The 23,262-nt window shown below is 36.9% G+C and carries 19 protein-coding genes and 3 pseudogenes; 6 read left to right on the plus strand and 16 right to left on the minus strand.

Annotation, left to right across the window (positions count from 1 at the left end):
* Window positions 1-223: 223 nt before the first annotated feature.
* The 7 genes from ACK1U5_RS12610 to ACK1U5_RS12640 form a co-directional block, all read right to left on the minus strand.
* Entirely contained in the window at window positions 224-970 is a 747-nt protein-coding gene (locus ACK1U5_RS12610; protein WP_000966128.1) for a YjbA family protein, read from the minus strand.
* A gap of 142 nt (window positions 971-1,112) precedes the next feature.
* On the minus strand, window positions 1,113-1,901 hold the full coding sequence (locus tag ACK1U5_RS12615) for a DUF2268 domain-containing protein (protein WP_000513282.1): 789 nt from the start codon (window positions 1,899-1,901) through the stop codon (window positions 1,113-1,115).
* 106 nt (window positions 1,902-2,007) lie between these two features.
* The gene (gene fabF, locus ACK1U5_RS12620; RefSeq protein WP_000412656.1) at window positions 2,008-3,246 is read right to left on the minus strand and encodes a beta-ketoacyl-ACP synthase II; all 1,239 of its coding nucleotides are present in this window, start codon (window positions 3,244-3,246) and stop codon (window positions 2,008-2,010) included.
* 31 nt (window positions 3,247-3,277) lie between these two features.
* Window positions 3,278-4,210, minus strand: a complete 933-nt coding sequence (gene fabH, locus ACK1U5_RS12625; RefSeq protein WP_001100533.1) for a beta-ketoacyl-ACP synthase III — start codon at window positions 4,208-4,210, stop codon at window positions 3,278-3,280.
* A gap of 220 nt (window positions 4,211-4,430) precedes the next feature.
* A complete protein-coding gene (locus tag ACK1U5_RS12630) occupies window positions 4,431-4,607 on the minus strand; it encodes a ComZ family protein (protein WP_001986215.1) in 177 nt (58 codons plus the stop codon).
* A 54-nt stretch (window positions 4,608-4,661) separates the two neighbouring features.
* A complete protein-coding gene (locus ACK1U5_RS12635) occupies window positions 4,662-5,534 on the minus strand; it encodes an NAD-dependent epimerase/dehydratase family protein (protein ID WP_001986101.1) in 873 nt (290 codons plus the stop codon).
* Between the two features lie 29 nt (window positions 5,535-5,563).
* Window positions 5,564-6,298 carry a hydrolase gene (locus tag ACK1U5_RS12640; protein WP_000028714.1) on the minus strand — a complete coding sequence of 245 codons (735 nt, stop codon included), beginning with the start codon at window positions 6,296-6,298 and terminating at the stop codon, window positions 5,564-5,566.
* A gap of 156 nt (window positions 6,299-6,454) precedes the next feature.
* Here ACK1U5_RS12640 and ACK1U5_RS12645 point away from each other — a divergent pair, with 156 nt between their 5' ends.
* The gene (locus ACK1U5_RS12645) at window positions 6,455-6,637 is read left to right on the plus strand and encodes a YjzD family protein (RefSeq protein WP_001211116.1); all 183 of its coding nucleotides are present in this window, start codon (window positions 6,455-6,457) and stop codon (window positions 6,635-6,637) included.
* 39 nt (window positions 6,638-6,676) lie between these two features.
* On the opposite strand, the gene clpB is transcribed toward ACK1U5_RS12645, so the two are convergent.
* A complete protein-coding gene (gene clpB, locus ACK1U5_RS12650; protein ID WP_000365398.1) occupies window positions 6,677-9,277 on the minus strand; it encodes an ATP-dependent chaperone ClpB in 2,601 nt (866 codons plus the stop codon).
* 209 nt (window positions 9,278-9,486) lie between these two features.
* Window positions 9,487-9,666 carry a YjzC family protein gene (locus ACK1U5_RS12655; RefSeq protein ID WP_000531421.1) on the minus strand — a complete coding sequence of 60 codons (180 nt, stop codon included), beginning with the start codon at window positions 9,664-9,666 and terminating at the stop codon, window positions 9,487-9,489.
* A 491-nt stretch (window positions 9,667-10,157) separates the two neighbouring features.
* Here ACK1U5_RS12655 and ACK1U5_RS12660 point away from each other — a divergent pair, with 491 nt between their 5' ends.
* The 3 genes from ACK1U5_RS12660 to ACK1U5_RS12670 all read left to right on the plus strand — a co-directional run bounded on the left by ACK1U5_RS12660 (window position 10,158) and on the right by ACK1U5_RS12670 (window position 11,411).
* A complete protein-coding gene (locus tag ACK1U5_RS12660) occupies window positions 10,158-10,967 on the plus strand; it encodes a Cof-type HAD-IIB family hydrolase (protein ID WP_001041232.1) in 810 nt (269 codons plus the stop codon).
* Window positions 10,968-11,072: 105 nt separating this feature from the next.
* Window positions 11,073-11,213, plus strand: a complete 141-nt coding sequence (locus ACK1U5_RS12665; RefSeq protein ID WP_000516816.1) for a hypothetical protein — start codon at window positions 11,073-11,075, stop codon at window positions 11,211-11,213.
* Entirely contained in the window at window positions 11,214-11,411 is a 198-nt protein-coding gene (locus tag ACK1U5_RS12670; RefSeq protein WP_000527407.1) for a DUF3813 domain-containing protein, read from the plus strand.
* Between the two features lie 25 nt (window positions 11,412-11,436).
* Here ACK1U5_RS12670 and ACK1U5_RS12675 read toward each other — a convergent pair whose 3' ends face one another.
* Window positions 11,437-12,294, minus strand: coding sequence for a YitT family protein (locus ACK1U5_RS12675; RefSeq protein ID WP_000364431.1), 858 nt, complete (start codon window positions 12,292-12,294; stop codon window positions 11,437-11,439).
* A gap of 100 nt (window positions 12,295-12,394) precedes the next feature.
* Here ACK1U5_RS12675 and ACK1U5_RS12680 point away from each other — a divergent pair, with 100 nt between their 5' ends.
* Window positions 12,395-12,526, plus strand: a complete 132-nt coding sequence (locus ACK1U5_RS12680; protein ID WP_001120851.1) for a DUF3941 domain-containing protein — start codon at window positions 12,395-12,397, stop codon at window positions 12,524-12,526.
* A gap of 129 nt (window positions 12,527-12,655) precedes the next feature.
* The gene (gene prsA / locus ACK1U5_RS12685) at window positions 12,656-13,513 is read left to right on the plus strand and encodes a peptidylprolyl isomerase PrsA (protein WP_069605203.1); all 858 of its coding nucleotides are present in this window, start codon (window positions 12,656-12,658) and stop codon (window positions 13,511-13,513) included.
* A 73-nt stretch (window positions 13,514-13,586) separates the two neighbouring features.
* On the opposite strand, the pseudogene ACK1U5_RS12690 reads toward prsA, so the two are convergent.
* The 6 genes and pseudogenes from ACK1U5_RS12690 to ACK1U5_RS12715 all read right to left on the minus strand — a co-directional run.
* Window positions 13,587-13,697 (minus strand): annotated as a pseudogene (locus ACK1U5_RS12690) (RHS repeat-associated core domain-containing protein); the annotation flags it as partial.
* A gap of 124 nt (window positions 13,698-13,821) precedes the next feature.
* Window positions 13,822-14,085: a hypothetical protein gene (locus ACK1U5_RS12695; protein WP_057528623.1), complete on the minus strand. Its 264-nt coding sequence runs from the start codon at window positions 14,083-14,085 to the stop codon at window positions 13,822-13,824.
* 17 nt (window positions 14,086-14,102) lie between these two features.
* Window positions 14,103-14,699 (minus strand): annotated as a pseudogene (locus tag ACK1U5_RS12700) (RHS repeat-associated core domain-containing protein); the annotation flags it as partial.
* Window positions 14,700-14,925: 226 nt separating this feature from the next.
* Entirely contained in the window at window positions 14,926-15,168 is a 243-nt protein-coding gene (locus ACK1U5_RS12705; RefSeq protein ID WP_000426143.1) for a hypothetical protein, read from the minus strand.
* 9 nt (window positions 15,169-15,177) lie between these two features.
* Window positions 15,178-16,137 (minus strand): annotated as a pseudogene (locus tag ACK1U5_RS12710) (RHS repeat domain-containing protein); the annotation flags it as partial.
* A 341-nt stretch (window positions 16,138-16,478) separates the two neighbouring features.
* On the minus strand, window positions 16,479-23,171 hold the full coding sequence (locus ACK1U5_RS12715; RefSeq protein WP_113710741.1) for a DNRLRE domain-containing protein: 6,693 nt from the start codon (window positions 23,169-23,171) through the stop codon (window positions 16,479-16,481).
* Window positions 23,172-23,262 lie beyond the last annotated feature (91 nt).

Below are 23,262 nucleotides of genomic sequence, written 5' to 3' on the forward strand. Positions count from 1 at the left end.
AGAGGCGCTTTTTGCCTCGCAGGAAGGCGCGAAGCCACCGAACATTCTTGCCGCTGGAGCTGGATTTCATATAAAGCGGAAGCGGCTCGTTTAGAATGTGAGGGGGATGGAGCTCCTGACGCAGAGGCGCTTTTTGCCTCACAGGAAGGCGCGAAGCCACCGAACATTCTTGCCGCTGGAGCTGGATTTCTACAAAATTAAAAAACCGCCAATTGGCGGTTTTTTAATTTACCTTTTGCTCATTTTCCATTTCCCATAACTTTTCAAAAAATGGCTGTCCTTTTACGAGACGCTCGCATAATTGTTCATGCTTATCAGACCAGCCTGTTTTCGCTTCATCATACAGCTTAACCCAAATATCTTCAAATTCCATATGTTGAACCATTCCATATGCTGATGGATCCCACTCTGTGAACCAATAGCGAATTTCTGCTGTATTTTTCGTTGTATGTAATTGATCTAACGCCATAAATAATAATTGTTTTAGCTGTCTTTCTTTACGAGTCAAGCCATTCATAATGAAAGGCGATGGTGATAAAATGTGATGTTCTTTTTCTGTTTCTTCTACTTGGAACTCATACTTTTCTGCTTGTACGTTTTCTACCATCTCATATACCATCTGCTCTTGGCGTGGTATAAGTCTGCTTTTGCGAATTGGTACATTGTAGCCAATTGTGTCAATCGCAATAATTCCTTTTCCATCTGTAACAACAAAGCAATACTCTTGCTGCAAACGTTCATGATTTTTACGAATATAAGCCTTATGATGTACGTCTTCCAGCATTTTTTGCGGAAGCTCTAACAATTCGTTCTCGATGTAATGATATAATGTGGCATCTACTTTTAATAATGGCACTTGATCTAATAGCTCAATCGTATCATCTTTCCGCCATTCGTAAAAATGACAAACGTTATACCCATTTTCTTCACCTTCAAACCAATTTACCCATACATCATGTAGATATAACATTCACTACCCCTCACTTCACTACTGTTTGTACCAATCATTATGTTCATTTTTGCTTAACTTTATTCCACTTGAGGAAATATATTCTAATTATTATTTTTTCTTCTATTAATACTAAAAAAACAGGAAATAGAAATCCTGTTTTTTATATATGAAATGTACTTGCTTTATTCAATATTTCTTTTGCATCTATAGATAATAAAGAAAGTGTATCTTCTCCTTCCAAAGTTACACAATCTTTGACAATATGAAATCCAAGCGCATAGCCAAGCATCTTCGGATAAGAGTGAAAGCCATTTAATAAGATGTCATGTTCCCTTGTTCCTCGTTTTATACTTATTCTTTCATGTACAATATTTTTCCAATAATAAATAGCCTCTTCCTTTGAAAGATACGTCGTCCACGGTGCATTGTTTTTTTCTGTATACCTTTCTGTTACTGCTTGTTCAGCTAGCCCTTCCATAATCATCGTATCAAGTAATGTATATTCTGTTTCTTTCGTCTCAATTTGATGTAACCTGCATATGTGATGATATTCATGCGCTAATAACACTTTTAATTCTTCTACCGAATTCCGTCCACATACGAATAAGAAAATAACATGACGCATAGATAATCCAGCCCTACCGTTATACTCTTCTTGTACAGTTCGATTATAGGAATCTGATAATAAAATAAAGACAGGGACATCTGGACCTTTTAACCAGTTTTTCAGTTTATCATACTCCAGGCTCAATTCTTTCCAAATTTCCTTTTCCTCTAATTCTTTAATTTCCTTTTCTCCGCGCATGATCGGGCGATACATCCCTTTTGAAATTAAAAAGCGATACAACCTTTCTTTTGGCAACGGAATATACTTTGTAAATTTCTCACAAAGTTTTTCTGGCCGCCCATAATATAAATGTAGCCATTCAGCTGTTTCAACAATCCCCATCTTTATCCCTCCTTTTTCTTATGTATATGCTACAGGAGAAAAAGGCGTAAAAATAAATAAGGAGTTTTTTCGCAATATATTGCGAAAAAACTCCTTATTTTATCTATTATTTATACGATTTAAATACTAATACTGCGTTATGACCACCGAATCCTAATGAATTACTTAACACCGCGTTTACTTCTTGGTGTCTCGCTTGATTCGGTACGTAATCTAAGTCACATTCTGGATCTGGTGTCTCATAGTTAATTGTTGGCGGAATTACTCCGTCTGTAATTGATTTAATAGAGAAAATCGCTTCAACAGCACCAGCTGCTCCTAATAAGTGACCTGTCATTGATTTCGTTGAGCTAATCGCTACTTTATACGCGTGCTCACCGAAAGTTTCTTTAATTGCCATCGTTTCATATTTTTCATTCGCATCCGTACTTGTACCATGCGCATTAATGTAATCAATATCTTCTGGCTGTAGGCCTGCATCAGCTAAAGCTTGACGCATTGCACGCACTCCGCCTTCACCACCAGGAGCAGGCATTGTAATATGGAATGCATCACCAGTTGCACCATAACCAGCAATTTCCGCGTAAATGTGAGCACCACGCGCTAATGCGTGCTCTAATTCTTCAAGAATTAGAATACCTGAGCCTTCACCCATTACAAAACCGCTACGATTTTTATCAAATGGACGGCAAGCCGTTGCTGGGTCTTCATTAAATGTTAATGCTTTCGCTGAGCTAAATCCTGCGAATGCCATACTTGTTAACGGCGCCTCTGCCCCGCCCGTAATCATTGCATCAGCATCACCGCGCTGAATCGCTTTAAATGCATCACCAATTGAGTTTGCACCAGATGCACAAGCCGTTACAGAACAAGTGTTAATTCCTTTTGCTCCTGTTGCGATCGATACTTGACCTGCTGCCATATCTGGAATCATCATCGGTACGAAGAATGGGCTCACGCGGCGCGGGCCTTTCTCAGTAAAAATCTTAAATTGTTCTTCGTATGTTTCCATACCACCAATACCAGAACCAATCCACACACCAATTCGCGGTCCGTTTTCTTCTGTAATTTCAAGCTTTGCATCTGCAACTGCCATTTTCGCTGCTGCTACTGCATATTGTGTAAAGCGATCCATACGGCGCGCTTCTTTTTTATCAATATATTTCTCGACTTCAAAGTCGTTAATTTCTGCTGCTACTTTTGCTGGAAATAGTTCCGGATCAATTCTTGTAAGTCGTCCGATTCCAGATACACCCTTTTTAATGTTTTCCCACGCTGTTTCAACATCTGTACCGACCGGTGTAACAGCTCCTAGTCCTGTAATTACGACCCTCTTTTTTTCCATACAAAATACACTCCTTTTTTTCTCTCAGTCCTTATTTACCCCAACGAAGAGCGACTGCTCCCCATGTTAATCCGCCACCAAAACCAACAAGTATAATTAAATCACCATCTTGAATACGTCCATTTTGCAATTCCTCTACCATTGCAATCGGAATTGAAGAAGCCGATGTATTACCAAACTTTTCAATTGTCATACTCATTTTTTCTTGTGGTAAATTTAATCTCTCTCTTGCAGATTCCATAATACGAATATTCGCTTGATGCGGTACTAAGAAATCCACATCCTCTTTTGTAAGACCAGCCTTATCCAGCACGCGAAGACAAGATTCACCAAGTTGACGAACGGCAAATTTAAAAACTTCTCTGCCATTCATCATAACATACTCGTCTTGATATAGATGCTTACCGCCGCTTCCGTCTGCTCCTAATTCGAAAGATAGAACGCCTCTTCCTTCTGAAACTGCTCCCATTACGATAGCACCGGCTCCGTCTCCAAATAATACCGCTGTATTTCGATCATTCCAGTCTACAATTTTAGATAGCTTATCACTACCAACTACTAATACGTTTTTATAAGTCCCCGTTTGAATAAATTGCTGCGCTGTAATCATTCCGTACATAAAACCAGCGCATGCTGCACCTACATCCATTGCAGCTGCATGTTTCGCTCCAATCGCTTCTTGAATGACACAAGCTACTGCTGGAAACGCACGATCTGGTGTTACTGTCGCCACTAAAATAAGATCGATATCTTCTCCGCTAACCCCTGCATCTTCAAGTGCTTTTTTTGCAGCCTCTACGGCCATATATGAAGTATCTATTGTATCATCGGCAATGCGTCTTTCTGCAATTCCCGTTCTCGTACGAATCCATTCATCGGATGTATCCATTATTTTTTCTAAATCGTGATTTGTGACTACTTTTTCTGGCACATATCTTCCGATCCCTAAAATGCCCACGTTCACATCGCAGCCCTCCGTTTTATATCAATTATTATGACTTGGTACTAATTTTAAAACATAAATGTATTTTTGTCTAGAATATATTTCGCATAAAACAGAAAGCTAACGCATTATCCACTTTATTTTTCATTAAAAGAAACAGAAACATACCTCTCAAATATAAAAAGACTCAAACCGCTTCTGTTCACGGTTCGAGCCTCTCTTCCATCTAAAAAGATGCTTTTTATTCTTTATCTGCTTTCCCGAGCTCATAAGCCTCGTTCATAACTTTCATTAACAACTCTAACACCGGCTGTGCCTTCTCCATATCAAGTGCAATTCCATTATCATCTAAAATTGCCTTTGCTTCCGGTAAATGCTTCATTGCGATTTGTAAAAACTGCATGCTTTTTTCGTTCATATTATACTCTTCCTCTCCATTAAAACTTTCACATACAATAGTGTAACACGCGTACTACCCTTCGTATAACTCTTTATATTTTTTCATGTGTGCCAGTTGCTTATTTAAACCGTATTCTAACGGAGTATTTCTTTTTATCGAAATTACTTCGATAGCCTCATCTCTTACTTCGCTATTATTTTTATTTACTTTATCATCCGCGCGTAAAAGATTCATACCTTTTTCCCATAATGACTGTTTACCACTAAGTAAATTGTATATACCAAGATGCGCCCCGTTCGTTCCATGTTCCCATAAGTATTCACATACATCTTCAACGTAAAGTAAATCATTCCCCTTTTCCTCAATCGTACAACGGCACTCTTTTTCAACTAATTCTGATAAAATAAGCTGATGAAACATCATAAAGGACGGTTGCCACGGTCCATATAATGTTGGAACTCGAAATACACTATATTGTAAATTCCCTTTTTTCAATCCTTCTTCTACTTTCAAAAATAGGCGCTTATTTTCGGATTCATCTGTACTTCCTACTTCAATAGAAGAAATTAAATTTAACTTCACTTTTTGTTCTTCACACATTCTTATAATTCGCTTTAAATATTGTAATATGACTCTTTCATTCCGAAATCCACTTTGCTGATTTGGCTCATATAAGCAAAAGTAAACAGTATCGAATCTCTCTTCCTCAACCGATCTCCATCCATCTTCATCTCTTATCGAATAATACGTAAATAACGCATTTCGCCCAATTAATAATAACTTCTCTTCATTAATTTTGGTCATACTATCGAATTCATCAAAATCAAGACCATAGACTTCCACTTCTTCTGCAATCATTTTATTTACAAGGTGATAACCTACAAACGTAAGTGCACCTATTATCAGCACGCGTTCCATACCACCAACCCTTTCCCTCTGAAACAAATAGCTCCTCATTTATGTATATGGGAGCTTCATAATTCTTCTTCATATTTTTTAAAGAAATCGGTCGTTTGCCTAACCATTTTATATTTCACATCTTGCAGATGGAACAAGACAGAAGTATCACATTGATTTAGTTGCCTCATTTTCTCATATCTACGCAACTGCTGTTTTCTTCCTCTTTTTTCTTGTGTTGATACGAAAATTTTAACAGGTACACAAGATGGAAGAAGCGTAAATGATTTCTTATTTATTTTTAATTCTAATTCTTCTTCTTTGGAATCATACGCCAAACTTAATTCCTTCACCAGTCTCTTGTAAAAAAACTTATGCTCTTTCTCAAACTCCACATATTCTGGTAAATCTAAACACGGATTTAACATAATGACAGAGCGTATACACTCAGGATATTTGTTCATCATTTCAAGTGCTACAAGTGCTCCCATACCATCTGCCATAATGTGCATTTTCGCATTCAATGTCTCTTTTCTCAACACAACGTCATATAAACGTTTTGCTAGACGAACAGATTGGTCGTTTCCCCAATGTCTTCCGTATAAATTAGAAGAAAAGACAGTGTAGCCTTGCTCAATAAGGCCATGTAAAAAATAAGATCTACCCGCATGCTGTGTCCATAAACTTGTACCATTCTCAATAAAGTAGTTGTAATCACCAAGAAGCATTACAGAAAATCCATTTGGCTTCTCCGGTAAATAAATGACACATGGTTCTTTTTCTAAGTAAAAAAAACGTTCCGTAATACTCATTTTTCCCCCGCCTTATTTTCTAAACATATAAAACCACTCTTTTATAATGTATGAACGGAATGCAAATTTGCGTTGAAAAATCTACAAATATTTTTCTATATTCTTTTTTCAATTGTGTTACAATAAGGACAGATTGAACGAATAGAGGTGTAAAATATGCGTTTCATTTGGGCATTAATTTGGTCGTTCTTACTTGTACATATGATGAGCTATGTAATCGGCTCTATGACTGGCGGTACATACGACTTTAACCAAGCGTCTATTTTCTCAGTTGTTCTTGCTGTGTTAGTACTCGCAATTTCAGCTGCAATTCCAAACGAGCCAGTAGAACAACACTAAAAAAAGAGTCCGGATTTTATCCGAACTCTTTTTTTATTTTTATTTCACATGAACGACTAATTCGTTATTTTCTACATCAACAACTACGTGACTATTGTCAGTAATTGTTCCTGCAATTAATTCTCGTGCTAATTTCGTTTCCACTTGACGTTGTACGTATCGTTTTAATGGACGAGCTCCGTACATTGGGTCGAAACCAGCTTCCACAACAAATTCTTTTGCTGCATCTGTTAATTCTACTGTAATGTGACGGTCAGCTAGACGACCTTGTAGTTCTTTTACAATTTTATCAACAATGCCTTTAATTTCATTCGTTGTAAGAGGTTTGAATAAAATAATTTCGTCGACACGGTTTAAAAACTCCGGTCGGAAATGTCCTCTTAATTGTCCCATCACAAGTTCTCTTGATTCTTCTTTAATTGATCCATCTTCTTCTAATCCATCTAATAAATGAGCAGATCCAATATTTGAAGTCATAATAATAACTGTGTTTTTAAAGTCCACTGTACGTCCTTGCGAATCTGTAATGCGTCCATCATCTAACATTTGTAATAAAATGTTAAATACTTCTGGATGTGCTTTTTCGATTTCGTCTAATAAAATAACGGAATACGGTTTACGTCTTACCGCTTCTGTTAATTGACCGCCCTCTTCATACCCAACATATCCAGGAGGCGCACCAATTAAGCGTGACACAGCGTGTTTCTCCATATACTCAGACATATCGATACGAATCATTTGCTCTTCACTATCGAATAAAGACTGCGCTAACGTTTTTGCAAGTTCTGTTTTACCAACACCTGTTGGTCCTAAGAAGATGAAAGAACCAATCGGGCGGTTCGGATCTTTAATACCAGCGCGAGCACGAAGAACTGCGTCTGACACTAAGCTTACTGCTTCCTCTTGTCCGATGACACGCTCTGATAAGATTTGCTCTAAGCGTAATAATTTCTCGCGTTCACCTTCCACGAGTTTCGCAACAGGAATACCAGTCCAGCGTGAAACAATATCTGCAATTTCTTCTTCACTTACTTCCTCACGTAATAAACGATTTTCTTGTTTATTATGCGCGCCCATTTCTTCCGCTTCTTTTAACTCTTTTTCAATTGCTGGAATTTTCCCGTGACGAAGTTCGGCTGCTTTATTTAAATCGTAATTGCCTTCTGCTTCTTCTAATTCACGACGCAGACGTTCTAAATGTTCACGTAAGTCACGAACTTTGTGAATGTCTTCTTTTTCTTTCTCCCACTTTGCTCTCATACCACTTGCAACTTCTTTTAAATCCGATAATTCATGTTGCAATGTTTTTAGACGTTCTTGGCTACCACGATCCGTTTCTTTTCCAAGAGCCGCTTCTTCAATTTCCAGCTGCATAATGCGGCGCGTTACTTCATCTAATTCTGTCGGCATAGAATCAATTTCTGTACGAATTGTTGCACATGCTTCGTCAACAAGGTCAATTGCTTTATCAGGTAAGAAGCGATCTGAAATATATCGATCTGATAAAACTGACGCTGCTACAATCGCACGGTCATGAATATTTACACCGTGATAAATTTCAAAGCGTTCTTTTAATCCACGTAAAATTGAGATTGTATCTTCAACAGTTGGTTCTTCTGCTAATACTTGTTGGAAACGTCTTTCTAGCGCTGGATCTTTCTCAATATATTTGCGATATTCATCGAGCGTCGTCGCCCCGATACAATGCAGTTCACCACGCGCAAGCATCGGTTTTAACATATTTCCTGCATCCATCGCACCTTCAGTTTTACCAGCTCCAACTATTGTATGAAGTTCATCAATGAATAATAAAATGCGGCCTTCACTCTTTTTAATTTCATTTAATACAGCTTGCAGACGCTCTTCGAACTCACCACGGAATTTCGCACCTGCTACGAGCGCACTCATATCTAACGCAAAAATCGTTCTATCTTTCAATCCTTCAGGTACATCTTTTTTCACAATACGCTGTGCTAGCCCTTCAACGATTGCTGTTTTACCAACACCTGGCTCCCCAATTAAAACAGGATTGTTTTTCGTTTTACGTGAAAGAATACGGATTACACGTCGTATTTCACTATCACGGCCGATTACAGGATCGATTTTCCCTGCTCTCACTTCCGCCACTAAATCACGGCCATATTTTTCTAACGCTTCATAAGTTGCTTCTGGATTTTGACTCGTCACTCTTTGATTCCCCCGAACTGTCATTAAAGACTGTAATAAGTTATCTTTCGTAATATGCAATCTTGTAAATAATTGATTTATATCGCCCTTTTCTTCAGAAAAAGCAAGCAACACATGTTCTACTGAAATGTAATCATCCTGCAGTTTTTCTGCTTCTTTCCCTGCTCTTACAAGCAGTTGTTGCAGAGCGCTCGTTACATACAATTTTCCAACTTCTGCACCGCTCCCCGTTACAGAAGGTTTCTTTTTAATTAAACTTTCAGCACCTTGCTTTAATGCTTCTATATCAACATTCATTTTTTGAAATATACGTACTGCTAATCCATCTTGCTCTTCTAATAATGCAAGTAATAGATGAACAGTATCCACCTCTTGGTGATGATGAGATACCGCTAAAGATTGGGCACTCATAATCGCCTCTTGTGTTTTTGTTGTCATTTGATTTAAGTCCATCTTTACAGCCCTCCAAAAGTTTGACTTTCTTTGACCTTTGATTTGATTATACGCCAACTGACTTTTTTATACAATAATTTTGCCTATGTATTTTCAAACTTATTATTTGAAAAAGAAAAAGAGAGCATTCATTATACTGCTAAAAAATACGGTAAATGAAATTACAATGTGTAACGACAAAAAAGCCGCAATAATGATTGCGGCTTCTGTTACGGTTTTCTTTTATATGTCCACTGGCGGTTATGATTCGTGTTATCCGGAAACTTTTCACCGGCAGTTAATTTCACCATTTGCGGATCTTTCACCATACTTCCCGTTTCACCAATTTCTACGTAAATGCCATCATTCGGCGCTTTTTGTCCAGAACGAAACCTGCGATTTTGTCCCATCTTCATTCTCCTTCCATGACGTCTTGCCTCATTAGTATATCCATTTTAAAAGAAAGCTTTTCTGTCATGTTTAGGAAACAGTACTACATCTCATTCTTGTACATATATATGAATGACACAAGCGTAAGCAGGGATTTCTTTCCTACTTGTAGAAAAAAAAAGAAACCAACCTACTCTAGGCTAGTTTCAAAGGAGAGTCAAACATATACGAGAAGATTACATGTTCATTATATGCCTCATCACACGAGCAATGTAACCCTTTTCACAATTTGTACATAATGAAAGAAACATTGTTTGAACTTTCTAAAAAGATGTTGACTTTTCTTAATTTCCAACGATAAATAGTAGACACCACAGCACTTTGAGACGTAAGATGGATATATAGTGAAATTTCCATCTATGGTGATTCCACCGAGTCTAACCTCTTATTTCTGCATATTAAAAACGGAAATACAGATAGATACAAAAAAATTATTATAAGAGGTGAAATTATGAACAAACAACATTTAATCGCATTAGACTTAGACGGCACTTTATTAACAGACAACAAAATAATTTCCACTCGAACGAAACATACAATTGCAAAAGCAAAGGAACAGGGACATATTGTTGTTATTTCAACAGGACGTCCATTCCGTGCTAGTTACGATTACTATAAAGAACTTGATCTTAACACACCTATCGTAAACTTTAACGGCGCTTACGTACATCATCCTCTTGATTCAAACTGGGGAACACATCACTCTCCTCTTGAGCTAGCAACAGCGCAAGAAATTGTCCGAGCTTGCTTTGATTTTGGCGTAAAAAATATATACGCGGAAGTAATGGACGATGTGTATGTTCGTGAAATTGATGAAGATAAAAAACATATTTTCGAATTCGGCTCTCCTAAGATTTTTACCGGAGACTTATTAAATATTTTAAACGATCATCCAACTTGCTTATTAATTGACGCACATGACGAGCATTCTACTGCAATTCGTCAACATTTAACGGATATGCATGCGGAAGTAATCGACCATAGAAAATGGGGCGCACCTTGGCCGATTATTGAAATTGTGAAAAGCGGATTAAATAAAGCAGTTGGATTACAAAAAATTTCTAGTCATTACAACATTCCACAAGAGCGAATTATCGCTTTCGGTGATGAAGATAATGATTTTGAAATGATTGAATTTGCTGGTCACGGCATCGCAATGGGAAATGCCATCCCTGAATTAAAATCACTCGCAAACCATACGACGTTAACGAACGAAGAAGATGGTATTGCTTTATATTTAGAAGAGGTTCTTGGGTTGTAATCTAAAAATTCCCTACTTATAGTTTCCTGCCAAATGTCCATACTATAAGTAGACGCATGAGACATTGCGTCGATTGTTTTCAGCTAAATAAAGGGGGTTTTTCGAATGGGTAAAAAGAACAAATCAAAACGTTTTATCCAACAAGGAGCCGATGCTGTTATGAAGCATGATGCAAGATTCCCGTACAGAGGTACATTAGCTGAGGCAGAAAAAGCAAGAAGTAACTCTTCTTTTGGAGGGGTTTAAATGGGGAACTTACTATTCCAACAAGCTAGAGATGCTGTTGAAAATGCCGTATCTTGTTCAAGCGGTACTGAGCAACAAGATCTCGTGTATAGAGCAAAAAATGCTTTGCAATCCGCTTACGCAAACTCTTCAACTGCTGAAAAAGTTCAGCTCCGTGAAATGCAAGAGCAATTGCAAAACATCACGAATTTACATTAAAAAAGAGGACCAACTTTGGTCCTCTTTAATCTTTCCGAAACAATCCGAACACCCCAACTGTTTGCAGTATATTTGTAAATGCACCTGGGTCCACTTGTTTAATAATCCTCTCTAATTCGTATAACTCGTAACGGGTAATAACCATCATTAACATTTCTTTATTTTCATTCGTATAAGCACCTGTTGCTGGTATCGTTGTAATCCCTCTTACTAATCGCGAGTGAATCGCCTTTCTTACGTCTGCCCCATTCTTCGTAACAATTAATGCTGTAATCTTTACATGACGAGTATGAATTGCATCAATAATTCTCGTTGATACATATAAAGTCACTAGCGTATACAACGCTTTTTCCCATCCATATACATAGCCAGCAGCGATAATGATAATTGCATTAAAAAAGAAAAAGTATGTACCGACAGGCTTATCTTTTATTTTTGATAAAATCATGGCGATAATATCTAATCCACCTGTAGAAGCACCCCACTTTAAAGCAATCCCTACTCCAATTGCCGAAATAATCCCGCCAAAAATCGCATTTAATATGATATCATTCGAAACCGCTCTAACAGGGATGATCTCTAGAAACAAAGTCATAAATATAACACAAAGAAAACTGAAAAAGGTGAAGGCCTTTCCAACCTTTTTCCACGCTAAAATAACGACAGGAATATTAAATAAGCTAAACAATACTCCCGTAGATATGTGAATCGATAAAAAATCACCTAATATTTGCGATAATAATTGAGACAATCCAGCAAAGCCGCTCGCATACACTTTTGCTGGCGTTAAAAATAAATTCATCCCAATCGCGTTTAATAAACCTGCGATGATTACAACGATTAACTTCTTTATAAGTTCAGTATAATTCAACTTCAAATCCATTTCGAATCCACCTTTACCCTTCATAAATGCACCGCTATACATAGTCTTTACGAAAAAGGAAATGATAAACGTACAACGTTTAGAAATGGAGTTGATACATATGCCACATACGAGTGATAACGACAAAAAAGCACGCGATAATAACGCAAAACGCACACAAAAAAATGAGCAAGAGCAAAAAAATATTCAGCAAGGGAAACGTGCATACTCTAAAAAGACCGATCACCTTTGATTCCATCGTACATCAACAATTATGTTGATGTACTTTTTTACATTTTAAAGGAAAAAAACATTAAAAATTCACTTCATGTTCACTTCTATATTCTACAATAGCGATAACATATTCGGATGAGGTGTTGGCATGAGAGGGAAACATATTTTCATTATTACTGCACTAATAAGTATATTGATGTTATCTGCTTGCGGACAAAAAAACGGCTCAGCTACAGTCGCTACAGCAACAGACTCGACCATTACAAAGGATAACTTCGAAAAACAATTGAAAGATCGTTACGGAAAAGACATGCTATACGAAATGATGGCACAAGACGTCATCACAAAAAAATATAAAGTACCTGATGAAGAGGTAAATAAAGAAGTAGAAAAAGTAAAAAAACAATATGGAGATCAATTCAAAAAAGTATTAGAAAATAATGGTTTAAAAGATGAAGAGGATTTCAAAAATCAAATTAAGTTCAAACTTGCTATGAATGAAGCGATTAAGAAAAGCATTACAGAGAAAGACGTAAAAGACCACTATAAGCCAGAAATTAAAGCGAGTCACATTTTAGTAAGTGACGAAAATGAAGCGAAAGAAATAAAGAGTAAACTAGATGCTGGTGCTTCATTTGAAGAATTAGCAAAACAAGAATCACAAGATCTACTATCAAAAGATAAAGGCGGAGACCTTGGATACTTCAATTCAGGTACAATGGCTCCTGAATTCGAAACGGCTGCCTACAAACTAAATGTTGGACAAATTAGCAACCCCGTAAAATCATCAAACGGTTATCACGTTATTAAATTAACTGATAAAAAAGATTTAAAACCTTACGATGAAGTAAAAAACTCTATTCGCAAAAACTTAGAGGAAGAACGTACTGCTGATCCTGTATTCAGCAAAAAATTGTTACAAGAGGAATTAAAAAAGGCAAATATTAAAATAAATGATAGTGACTTGGAAGATACATTTGCACTTGTATATGAGCCAGCGAACTAAAAGAAAGCACGATCTTATCTTTTAGATAAGATCGTGCTTTTTCATGTTACTCTCTACTAATCTTTAATCTTGATTTTATTATATTAGAACTAGAATCATTTTCATTCCATGTATACTTGTACTTTCCGTCTGATGTACGATTTCCATTCGCATCATACGTTAACGATTCATTTAGGTCTTTCACATTTAGCCCCCTGTATAATTTCCTGTTTTATCATAATCATTTTTCCTATATGATAATCTTCGTGTTTTCACAACTAATTTTGTTGATTTATCAGTATAATTATATGCACGATTAATACCTTTACCTACTCTATCAATAACGTTTTCAGCTCTTTTTTGAAACTTTTGTAGTGCCAATTAATATGATCTAATTCTATCTCTATTTCTATCAGATCATCTATTAATCTTTCTTTATCTTTTTTATCACTAAGCATATCCTCAATTAACCCCTCTAACTTTTGACAACCCTCATAAATATCATACATATCCGCGACCAATTCACCATGTTTTTTCTGAGGTGATATTTTAGAAAAAAGCACTATTAATTCTTCTATTTCTATTTCTTTCAATTTAACCCCTACCTTCTTTACTTATTTTTCAATCGTTTTTTTAACCTCGCAACTTCATTCTCCCATGCTCTTATTTCTTTTTCCCAATGTGGTCTCGATTGAGCACGAGGATTTTTCGCTATTTTTTCTTTATGTTGTCTTATCTGTTTCTCTAATCCCTCTATCCTTTTTCGAATTTGTTTATTGTTTTGTGCCTGTAAATAGTATTCTTTTGCCTTTTTCCCAAGCCATGATCCAGCCTTATAAGTTATTCCGGCTAATATTACTGCTCCAGTAACTAATAATGCAATTTGTCCAATCCCTGGTATGAAATATAAACCAATTGCTGCATATCCATCAGGATCAATTTTCATAACTGGGTTATTATCCGCATACGTATATCCATTCTGAGTAACAGGATCATCTTCCTTACCTGGATCTGGATCCACCGATAAGAACACACCATGATCTGGATTATAGTATCTCGCGATCAAGTAATACATACCAATCTCTTTATCATACATGTATCCCGCATATCCGAATGGGTTGTCTGCTGCGAGTCCTTTTGCTTCGCTCTTTAGTACGTTACCCCACGAATCATATTCATACGTTGCTACAACTTCTCTATTTGCATGATAAAAAGCAGCTAGGTATGCCCCCTCTAAATGACATAGTGGATTACATAAACTATCTAATGCTATTGAATGTAATCTAGCATCATTTCGACTTTCTAAACAACTACTCAAATTTCGTCCCAAATCAAAAATTGTAGTAGCAGGAAGGTGTTATTTTAAATAAAAAAGTGTATCCCAAAATTAAACTACCTGTTTAAATTTTGAGATACACTGAATCAACTTTACTTTATTTTTCTTTTTCAAACATACTAGCTAATATTCCACTAATCATCAAAGAGATCACTATTAATACATTCATTGTATTACTAAAGAACGATCTATATGGAGTAAAGGTTGCTATGAATATATATATTAGACTCACTACTAACACCGTTACCACTTTATATTGTTTCTTTTTTAACATAATCGCTAATACAACTAAAATTAAAACAACATTATATACACCAATAAATATCTGTGTCATCTCCATATTACTAATCTACTTCCTCCTTTTCTTAGAATTAGTTTTTTTCGTTCTATACTCCGTATATCCTTTTTTATATCCTTTATAATATCCATCTACATAAACTACCAAGTCCGAGATAAGCCCTATTCCTCCAACAGCTTTACTACCAACAAAAAACGCTCCTTTAGCCGCTGATTTCACTGTATTTTTTATGATTTGCTGTTTTGCAACACGCTGTCCAGGAGATAAGTTTGCAATTTTCTTTTTTGAGTTATTTTTAGATGTTTTCCATCCAAAAGCCCAGCCGACACCAAAAGTAAATGCCTTATTCAATCCATTTCCCATTCCAACAAATCCTGCATAACTATCTCTTACCGCAACCAACCCAGACTTAACTCCCTTAACATGTGCATATGCTGTCCGATTATTATGATACGGCATCGGCGTCGTACCCCAAAAGCGATATGCCCAATGTCCATCCGGATCCACCATCATCACCGGATTATTATCACCATACGTATACCCATTCATTGTAATCGGATCGTCTTCATCACCCGGATCTGGATCCACCGATAAGAACACACCATGCTCTGGGTTATAGTATCTTGCAATCAAGTAATACATCCCAATTTCTTTATCATACATGTATCCCGCATATCCAAATGGATTGTCCGCTGCGATTCCTTTTGCTTCACTCTTTAAGACGTTCCCCCATGCATCGTATTCATAGCTTGCGACTATTTGTCCGTCCTTGTCGGTCATTGCTATTACGTCACCGCGCGGGTTGTAATGGTAGTATACCGATTGATCTTGTATTTTCATTGCTAGGCGGACGCCGTCTTTGTTGTAAACGTATTGTCGGAGGACTTTTCCGTTCCCGTCTGTTTCGTATAGCGGGTTAATGCTGTCACCGTCGTAGAAGTAACGGGTTACTTGTCCGTTTACGTTCTTTTCACCTTTTCTCGTTAAAGCAACAAGTTGATCTATCTCGTCCTATATAAGTAAGGACATAAAGTTATGTCCCTACTTACTATCATCGTACTTCCAATCAACTACACAATTTCTATTAATAAAAGAAATCACCTAGTTTTATAAAACACAAATGAGCAACAAACAGCCAGCGCAAAAAAGAATAAAATCAAAATTTTAATACCCCAACTTAAAAAGTTAAAATATGGAGTGAAGATTATAACTATTATATATACGAGCCATATTACTGTAATAGTAAACGGAATGTATTCTCTTGATTTTAAGAACATTATTGACAAATATAAAATCCAACCTATCCCTATACTCCATGTAATAATTGCTCCACCTTCAATAAAAACCATCTCCTATCTTCTTTTTTTCTTCTTAGGCCTATAATTTATATAGGCTTTTTTATACTCTTTTTGATATTCATACAAGAAGATGCCTGCGTCCGCAGCAAACCCATATACTCCTACAGCTTTACTACCTCTTACTATAGCAGCCTTTATTGCTTGTTTACCTGCACCTTTCAACACACTTTGCATCCCTTTTCGATTTCCAACTTTTACTTGAGATGCCTTTACCTTTGATTTTGTTTTAGATTGTTTCCACCCTTTAGATGCTCCCGTTATAAATGGTCCCAATTTACTAACAAAATTCCCTCCACCCATAAGATTAAAACTATAGCTCTCTGCCCAACCTTTTATTCCGGCTCGTACTGCTCTATCATTGGCATAAGCCGTTCTCTTATCATAAACCCACAATTGTGTCGTTCCCCAAGGACGATATGCCCAATGCCCATCCGGATCCACCATCATCACCGGATTATTATCACCATACGTATACCCATTCTGCGTCACCGGATCATCATTATCACCTGGATCAGGATCCACCGATAAAAACACACCATGTTCTGGATTATAGTATCTCGCAATCAGGTAATACATGCCAATCTCTTTATCATACATGTATCCGGCATATCCAAATGGATTGTCTGCTGCGATACCTTTCGTATCACTCTTTAATACGTTACCCCATGCATCATATTCATACGTTGCTACAACTTCTCTATTTTGATCTGTCATCGCGACTACATCACCACGTGGGTTGTAGTGATAGTATAGCGTTTGCCCTTTTGATTTCATCGCTAAGCGTGTACCACTTGTGGAATATACATATTGACGAAGTACAGTTCCACTACCATCTGTCTCATATAATGGGTTAATGCTATCTCCATCATAGAAGTAGCGTGTTACTTGACCATTTACACTCTTTTCAATACGACGATTATTTTCATCGTATTTATACGTTGCGAATACATTGCTTTCACCTTGTTTTGTAATTGATACAATCTGGTCATTTTCATTCCATGTATACTTGTACTTCCCGTCAGATGTACGATTTCCATTCGCATCATACGTTAACGATTCGTTTCCGAATTTGACAAGTTGATTTCCTTCATTGAATGTTGCCGCTATAGACTTTGTTTCTTTTCCATTCTCTACAACTTTCACACTTGTACGGTTTCCAAATCCATCATATGTGTATGATTTAGTTGTTCCGTTTGGTAGTGCTTCATTTAATAATTGGTTAATCGGGTCGTATACAAAGTTTGTTTCTGTTACTTTTCCGCCCGCACCTTCATGTTTAATTTTCGTACGGTTACCTGATTGGTCATATTCATATCGTTCAGAAAGTAGAATACTGTTTGATGTACCTACTACTAAATCTTTAATTTTGTTCGCATGGTCATAGTTAAACGTCGAACCTGAACCATTTCCGGCTGTATACGTACGAACATTTCCTTGATCGTCATAATCAAATCGATACGTTTGCGAGCCATCTGTCACACGAATGTTTTGATCTAACGCGTTGTAGTCATATGATACTTTATTTGTATATCCACCTTGCGTTACTGTCTGTTCTTTTAATTTTTCTGTCTTACTGTTTGCTTTGTCGTGATATGCCCAGTCAACTTTTCCGCCTCGGCTATCTGTTGCGCTTGTGACACGGTCAGCCTTATCGTATGTTTTCGTGCGTTCTACACCATTGACATGGTCTTTCACTTTCGTAACTTGTCCATTTTGATCACGTTCAAAAGTAAATGAATCTTTTCCGTTGCGCTTTTCACCAATGACGCGATCTGCTGTATCATATACAGATTCTAAAATCGAACCATTTGGCATTGTTGTTTTAATCTTGTTTGCATTTTCATCGTACGTATTTTCAATACGACGGTTTAATGCATCGATATACACTGTATTTTTATTATCTACATCATATTCATATTTGTGTGTTTGCGTTTTCCCACCAAACATGACAGATTTCTCTGTTGTATTTCCATTATGATCATACAGATAATTTACAGAAGTACCATTTTTTAATGTAACCTTCGTTAATAGATTATCTTTGTTGTAATCATATAGTTTTGTATTTCCTTTTTCATCTGTTTCGCTCTTTTCATTTCCTGATGCATCATATGTGAAGGTGTTTTTCTGTCCTTCTTCATCATACGTCGCAACAACATTTCCATCGTTGTCGTACTCGTTTTTAATTAGAGCGTTTCCTTCTAGTAAACGAATATCATCAAACCATACTTTCCCTTTATTATTGTTTCTAAATAATAGGTACACCTGAATATGTTTAATTGGTTTCTTAGCTGGAATTTCAACCGCACTACGATTCCAATCATTTGTACCGCTTGGGAATTTTGCTTGATAATTTTCACCACTGCCATCTTGATAATGCACATCCGCCCAAATCGCATAGTCTCGAGAAAGTTTATCTGGCGCATCATTTTCTACATTTTCAGATTTAGACATTCCTGTTAGCGTTAATATTTCTGCCTTTTTCTGATTCAATATAACTCTTTTACTATAGCCAACATCTGAACCACCATATTGGCTACGCTCTAATACAATAGATGAATGTCCCGTAAAGCTCTCTTGCTGAGAAACATCTTTCGGATCACAGCTTGTTCCATCTCCTCGAATCCAACCTGGCATACAGCCATTTCCCGCCATATTTTCTAAACTACTATTTTCAATTGGGTTAAAGCTAGAAGAAACTTCACCTTTTTCTAGTTGAATCTTATCAAACCAGACAGAACCACTCGTAGCAGAACCGCCATTTTCTACTTGTAAATAGATTTTTACTTTTCTCGTTTGTTCTGTTGTTTTAAAAGTAACTTGACGGTTAACCCAATCCCTCGTTCCTTGAACTTTATTGTGACGAGTATCATGCCATCCACCATCTACACCAGCACCGTTTTCATTTAATAACTGTACATTGAAGAAAGCGGCACCATTGGCTAAATCCGTTTTCATCATACCACTTAACGTATACGTTGTATTTGGTTCTAACGTTACTTCTTGAATTGCAGCAATATAGCCCCAATCATTATTCGTTGCTTTTGTTGAAATTTTAAGTGATGATTCTCCACCCAGACCACCTGGTGCTGATGTTGCATCTTTTGTAATAGATCCGGAATTATTCACATTTACTGGTACCCATTTTTCCGTACCATTCATTTCAAAGCTTGGATTTTGAATCAGGTTTTCTCCTGTTCCCAGCTCTCTAGTTGTCGCAATTGGATTTCCAAACTGATCATACTGCATGAAAGATGATGTATTTGCTGCTTGGTCTGTTTCAGATACTTCTGTATTTGCAGCCTTATAAGCAACTGTTGTTTCACGATTTTCGTTATCTGTCGCTTTTATAAGCCCGTTGTCTTTATTGTACTCAAACTTTTCTGTTCCCATTTCATCAGTAACAGAAGTTACATTCCCATTACCATCATAGGTCGCTGTTTCCGTTTGATTTTTAGGAGTTGTTGTTTTTACTAAATTGTTTGCATTATATTCATACGATGTCGTTAAATTAAGACGTCCCACATCTTCAACTGTTTTCACTGGATTTCCAGCATCGTTATACGTATAAACAGTCTTACGTCCTTTTGGATTCGTTAATGTAACTTCCTTCGAACCTGTATTATATGCTAATGTCGTAGCTTTCCCTAATGGGTCCGTTACTTTTACTAATCTATCATTCTCATATGCATACGATGTTTTATATGGTTTTGCATCTGTATGTTGTGGGTCATAAATAGATGTCAGTACCCCATTATCATATCCATATTTGTATACTTTTCCTTCTGGAGTTGTAGAAGAAACGAGTAGATCTCCATCATACTTAAACGTAATCGTCTTGTTATCTGGGCCGATTACTCTTGCTGCTTTTTTATTATTTCCATCATATTGTACGACTAACTCTTTGCCAGAAGCATTTTTCACTTTTGATAAACGTGATTCACCATCATACTCATATGTCGTCGTATTTCCGTATTTATCTTTTGTATACTGGATACGACCTTGTGCATCTCCAGATTTATAGAAAGTAACCGTTTGGTCTTTATCTTTTATTTCATATCCGCCTGATACTTGTTTAATTTCTAAATATATACCAGTAGGGGCTTGATACGTATTATCTCCCGTTCTAGTAAAAGTAATATTTGCGCCATCGGCAGAAATTAATAGTAAGTTTCCATTTCCTTCAGCCAAAATTCTTTCTTCTAATCCACTAGACCAACCTGTACCAAATAAACCTACTTTTTTACTTTGGCTATTATACGTTCTTTCCACTGATACATCCGGTCCGCGCCCTGATAACGTAATATCTTTTTCACTCATGATAAAGTTACCATTTGTAGCATTTACTTTACCATTTAGTACCGGAACTAATGCCCAGTAATCAAACATCCCTATAAACCCAAAGTCTTGAGCAAATTTAGGTACAAATTCATGCGAAATTTCACTTTCAGCATGTCCGGCTTTACTATACGCTGTTACACGGAACCAATAATTTTTAAAGCCAGCATAAATTCCGCCAGAATTCTTATACACAGGTGATGGATCAACTGCTAATTCTGCACCTTTTTTATCATGATGAAGTAAATATTGGCCTTTTGCAATTTCATCTTTCGTTGGCCAAATTTTCTCATTTTGCGTTGTCCAATTTGTTTTATTCCCTACATCGAACGCTTCGTAATCTTTTCCGTTATAAATCCAAACTTTATAGCCTGCAGCCGCTGGAACTGCATCCCACTTTAATGTGACATATCCTGTTTCCTTATCTGTCGCATTAATGTAGGCCGATCCGTCTGGCTTTTTCACTTGTTCTAATGGAATAAATGGAACTATTTCATCTGAAAGTGGACTATCCCCAAACGGATACTCTGCTACAATACGAATCCAGTAGCTACTTCTTCCGCTATAATCCCCGTACGGACCTCCTGACTCGTAAGCATTTTTATATATTTGTCCTGGGTTAGTAGGCGCTTCTGCACCTTTTCCATCATCATGTATCCAGTAACGCCCTTGTGCAATTTCTTCTGGCGTCGGGAATATTTTTTTATCTTTCGTCGTCCAGCTTGTCACATTCCCAACAGGAATATATTCATAGTCATATCCATTAAAAATGGCAACTTTATAACCTGTTGCTCCTGGAACTGCGTCCCATTGTACATTGAAGTGACCTGAACCACTCCCACTCCCATTTGAGTAAGCTTGTACTCTTGGCTTATTTGGTTTTGCGTAGGAATATTTCACTTCCAAGAATGGTGCATTCGTTCCATTTTCAGCTGCAATGAATTTCTTCCAATGGTTTTGACCATTACCATTTGCATGTAGCTTAAAGCCATTGTTTGGTCTCGCGCCTTCTACCCATGCTTTCACTGTATTCGTTACATTGAACTGGGCCCATTTTCCGCGGCCCACATCAGCGTGTGCAATGTTGTTAGAACCTGGTTTGTTATTCCAGTTTACACTTCCAACATTCCATCCACTTGTTACTTCATCTAACCAAACACCATTTGGTTGATTCGCATAATAATGCCAAACTGCATAGGCATGGAATGTTGCACTTTCAATCTTTGCACCCTTTAAGTTTGAAACATCTGGTTTAATAAATGAAAAGTTGGTGCCAATCGATGCGTCATAATACCCAACTTTTAACGTGTAAGCATTTTGGCCTGAATCCCAAAGTTTTCCTCCTGAATAATTAACATTAGCGAATACACTTGAAGCATAAGCATTTTCAAAGTTATCCAATTCAATTGAAGGATCTACATATACCGGATATTTTCGCTCTGGTGCTTGTAGCCACTGCGGGTCGGCAGTAACAGTTAATGTATATGTTTTTTCATCTTTCTTCTCAATATTGTAGCGAACCGCATCTGACGTTACAGCCTCACCTGATTGCTGATCCACATTGGAATCATTCATATATGGTTTCGGCAATGTGAATACTTTTTCTTTTTTCTCATCTTGGAAGTCGATTGAACCATCTTCCTGTAAGCTAGGTGTTAAATCTGTTTCTAATGCAAATGTAAAAATGTGGTGTCCTGTATACTCACGTAATACAAAATCTTCTTTTACATTTTCATTGAATGTCGTACTCTTTAAATCAATATTTGGGAAGACCCCTTTATACCATACTGTATTATTTTCATGTGTTGCGGTTACTGGTGATGGCTTCATTTCACCTTTTTCACCATTTGCACTTATTAGTTTATACTGAATAGTATGATCTTTTAATTTAAATTGAACGTACTTTCCATCTTTTGTCGCTTTCTCAAACTCTGGTTCTAATGTTGTATTTTCCGTTACAATTTTTTCATTTGGTGCTTCTACTAATTTTGGCGAAATCTCTTCTAGCTTTCCATCTTTCTCTGCATGAATCGGTTCCGTATATACCCTCTTTGTAAAAGTACCATCATTGTTATCAAAAACCTTTTCGGTTTCCGTTCTTTCTTCTACAATCTCAGTCGGACTCGCCTGTGTTTTAGCCTTATCCTTCTTTAATTGATCTGGATGTGGAGCTGGTAATTCCTTTTCCTCTTTCTTTTCCACTTCTGGAGTTTGTTCTGAATTTGGAGATGGTGTAAACGGTGGTGCCGTTTCTGCCAATCCATTCAGTGGTATAGAAGTAACAATTAGTGCAACTACGATAAGTTGGATTAATTGCCTATACCATTTTTTCTTAACTTGCCTCTTTTCCATACATTCACCCCTAATTCGCATCAGTTTTATTCTTACAATTAACAATTTAAAGAATTCTCCGAGGGGCTTCAACATAAAAATGACAATACTA

The organism is Bacillus sp. XB1 (assembly GCF_053557995.1).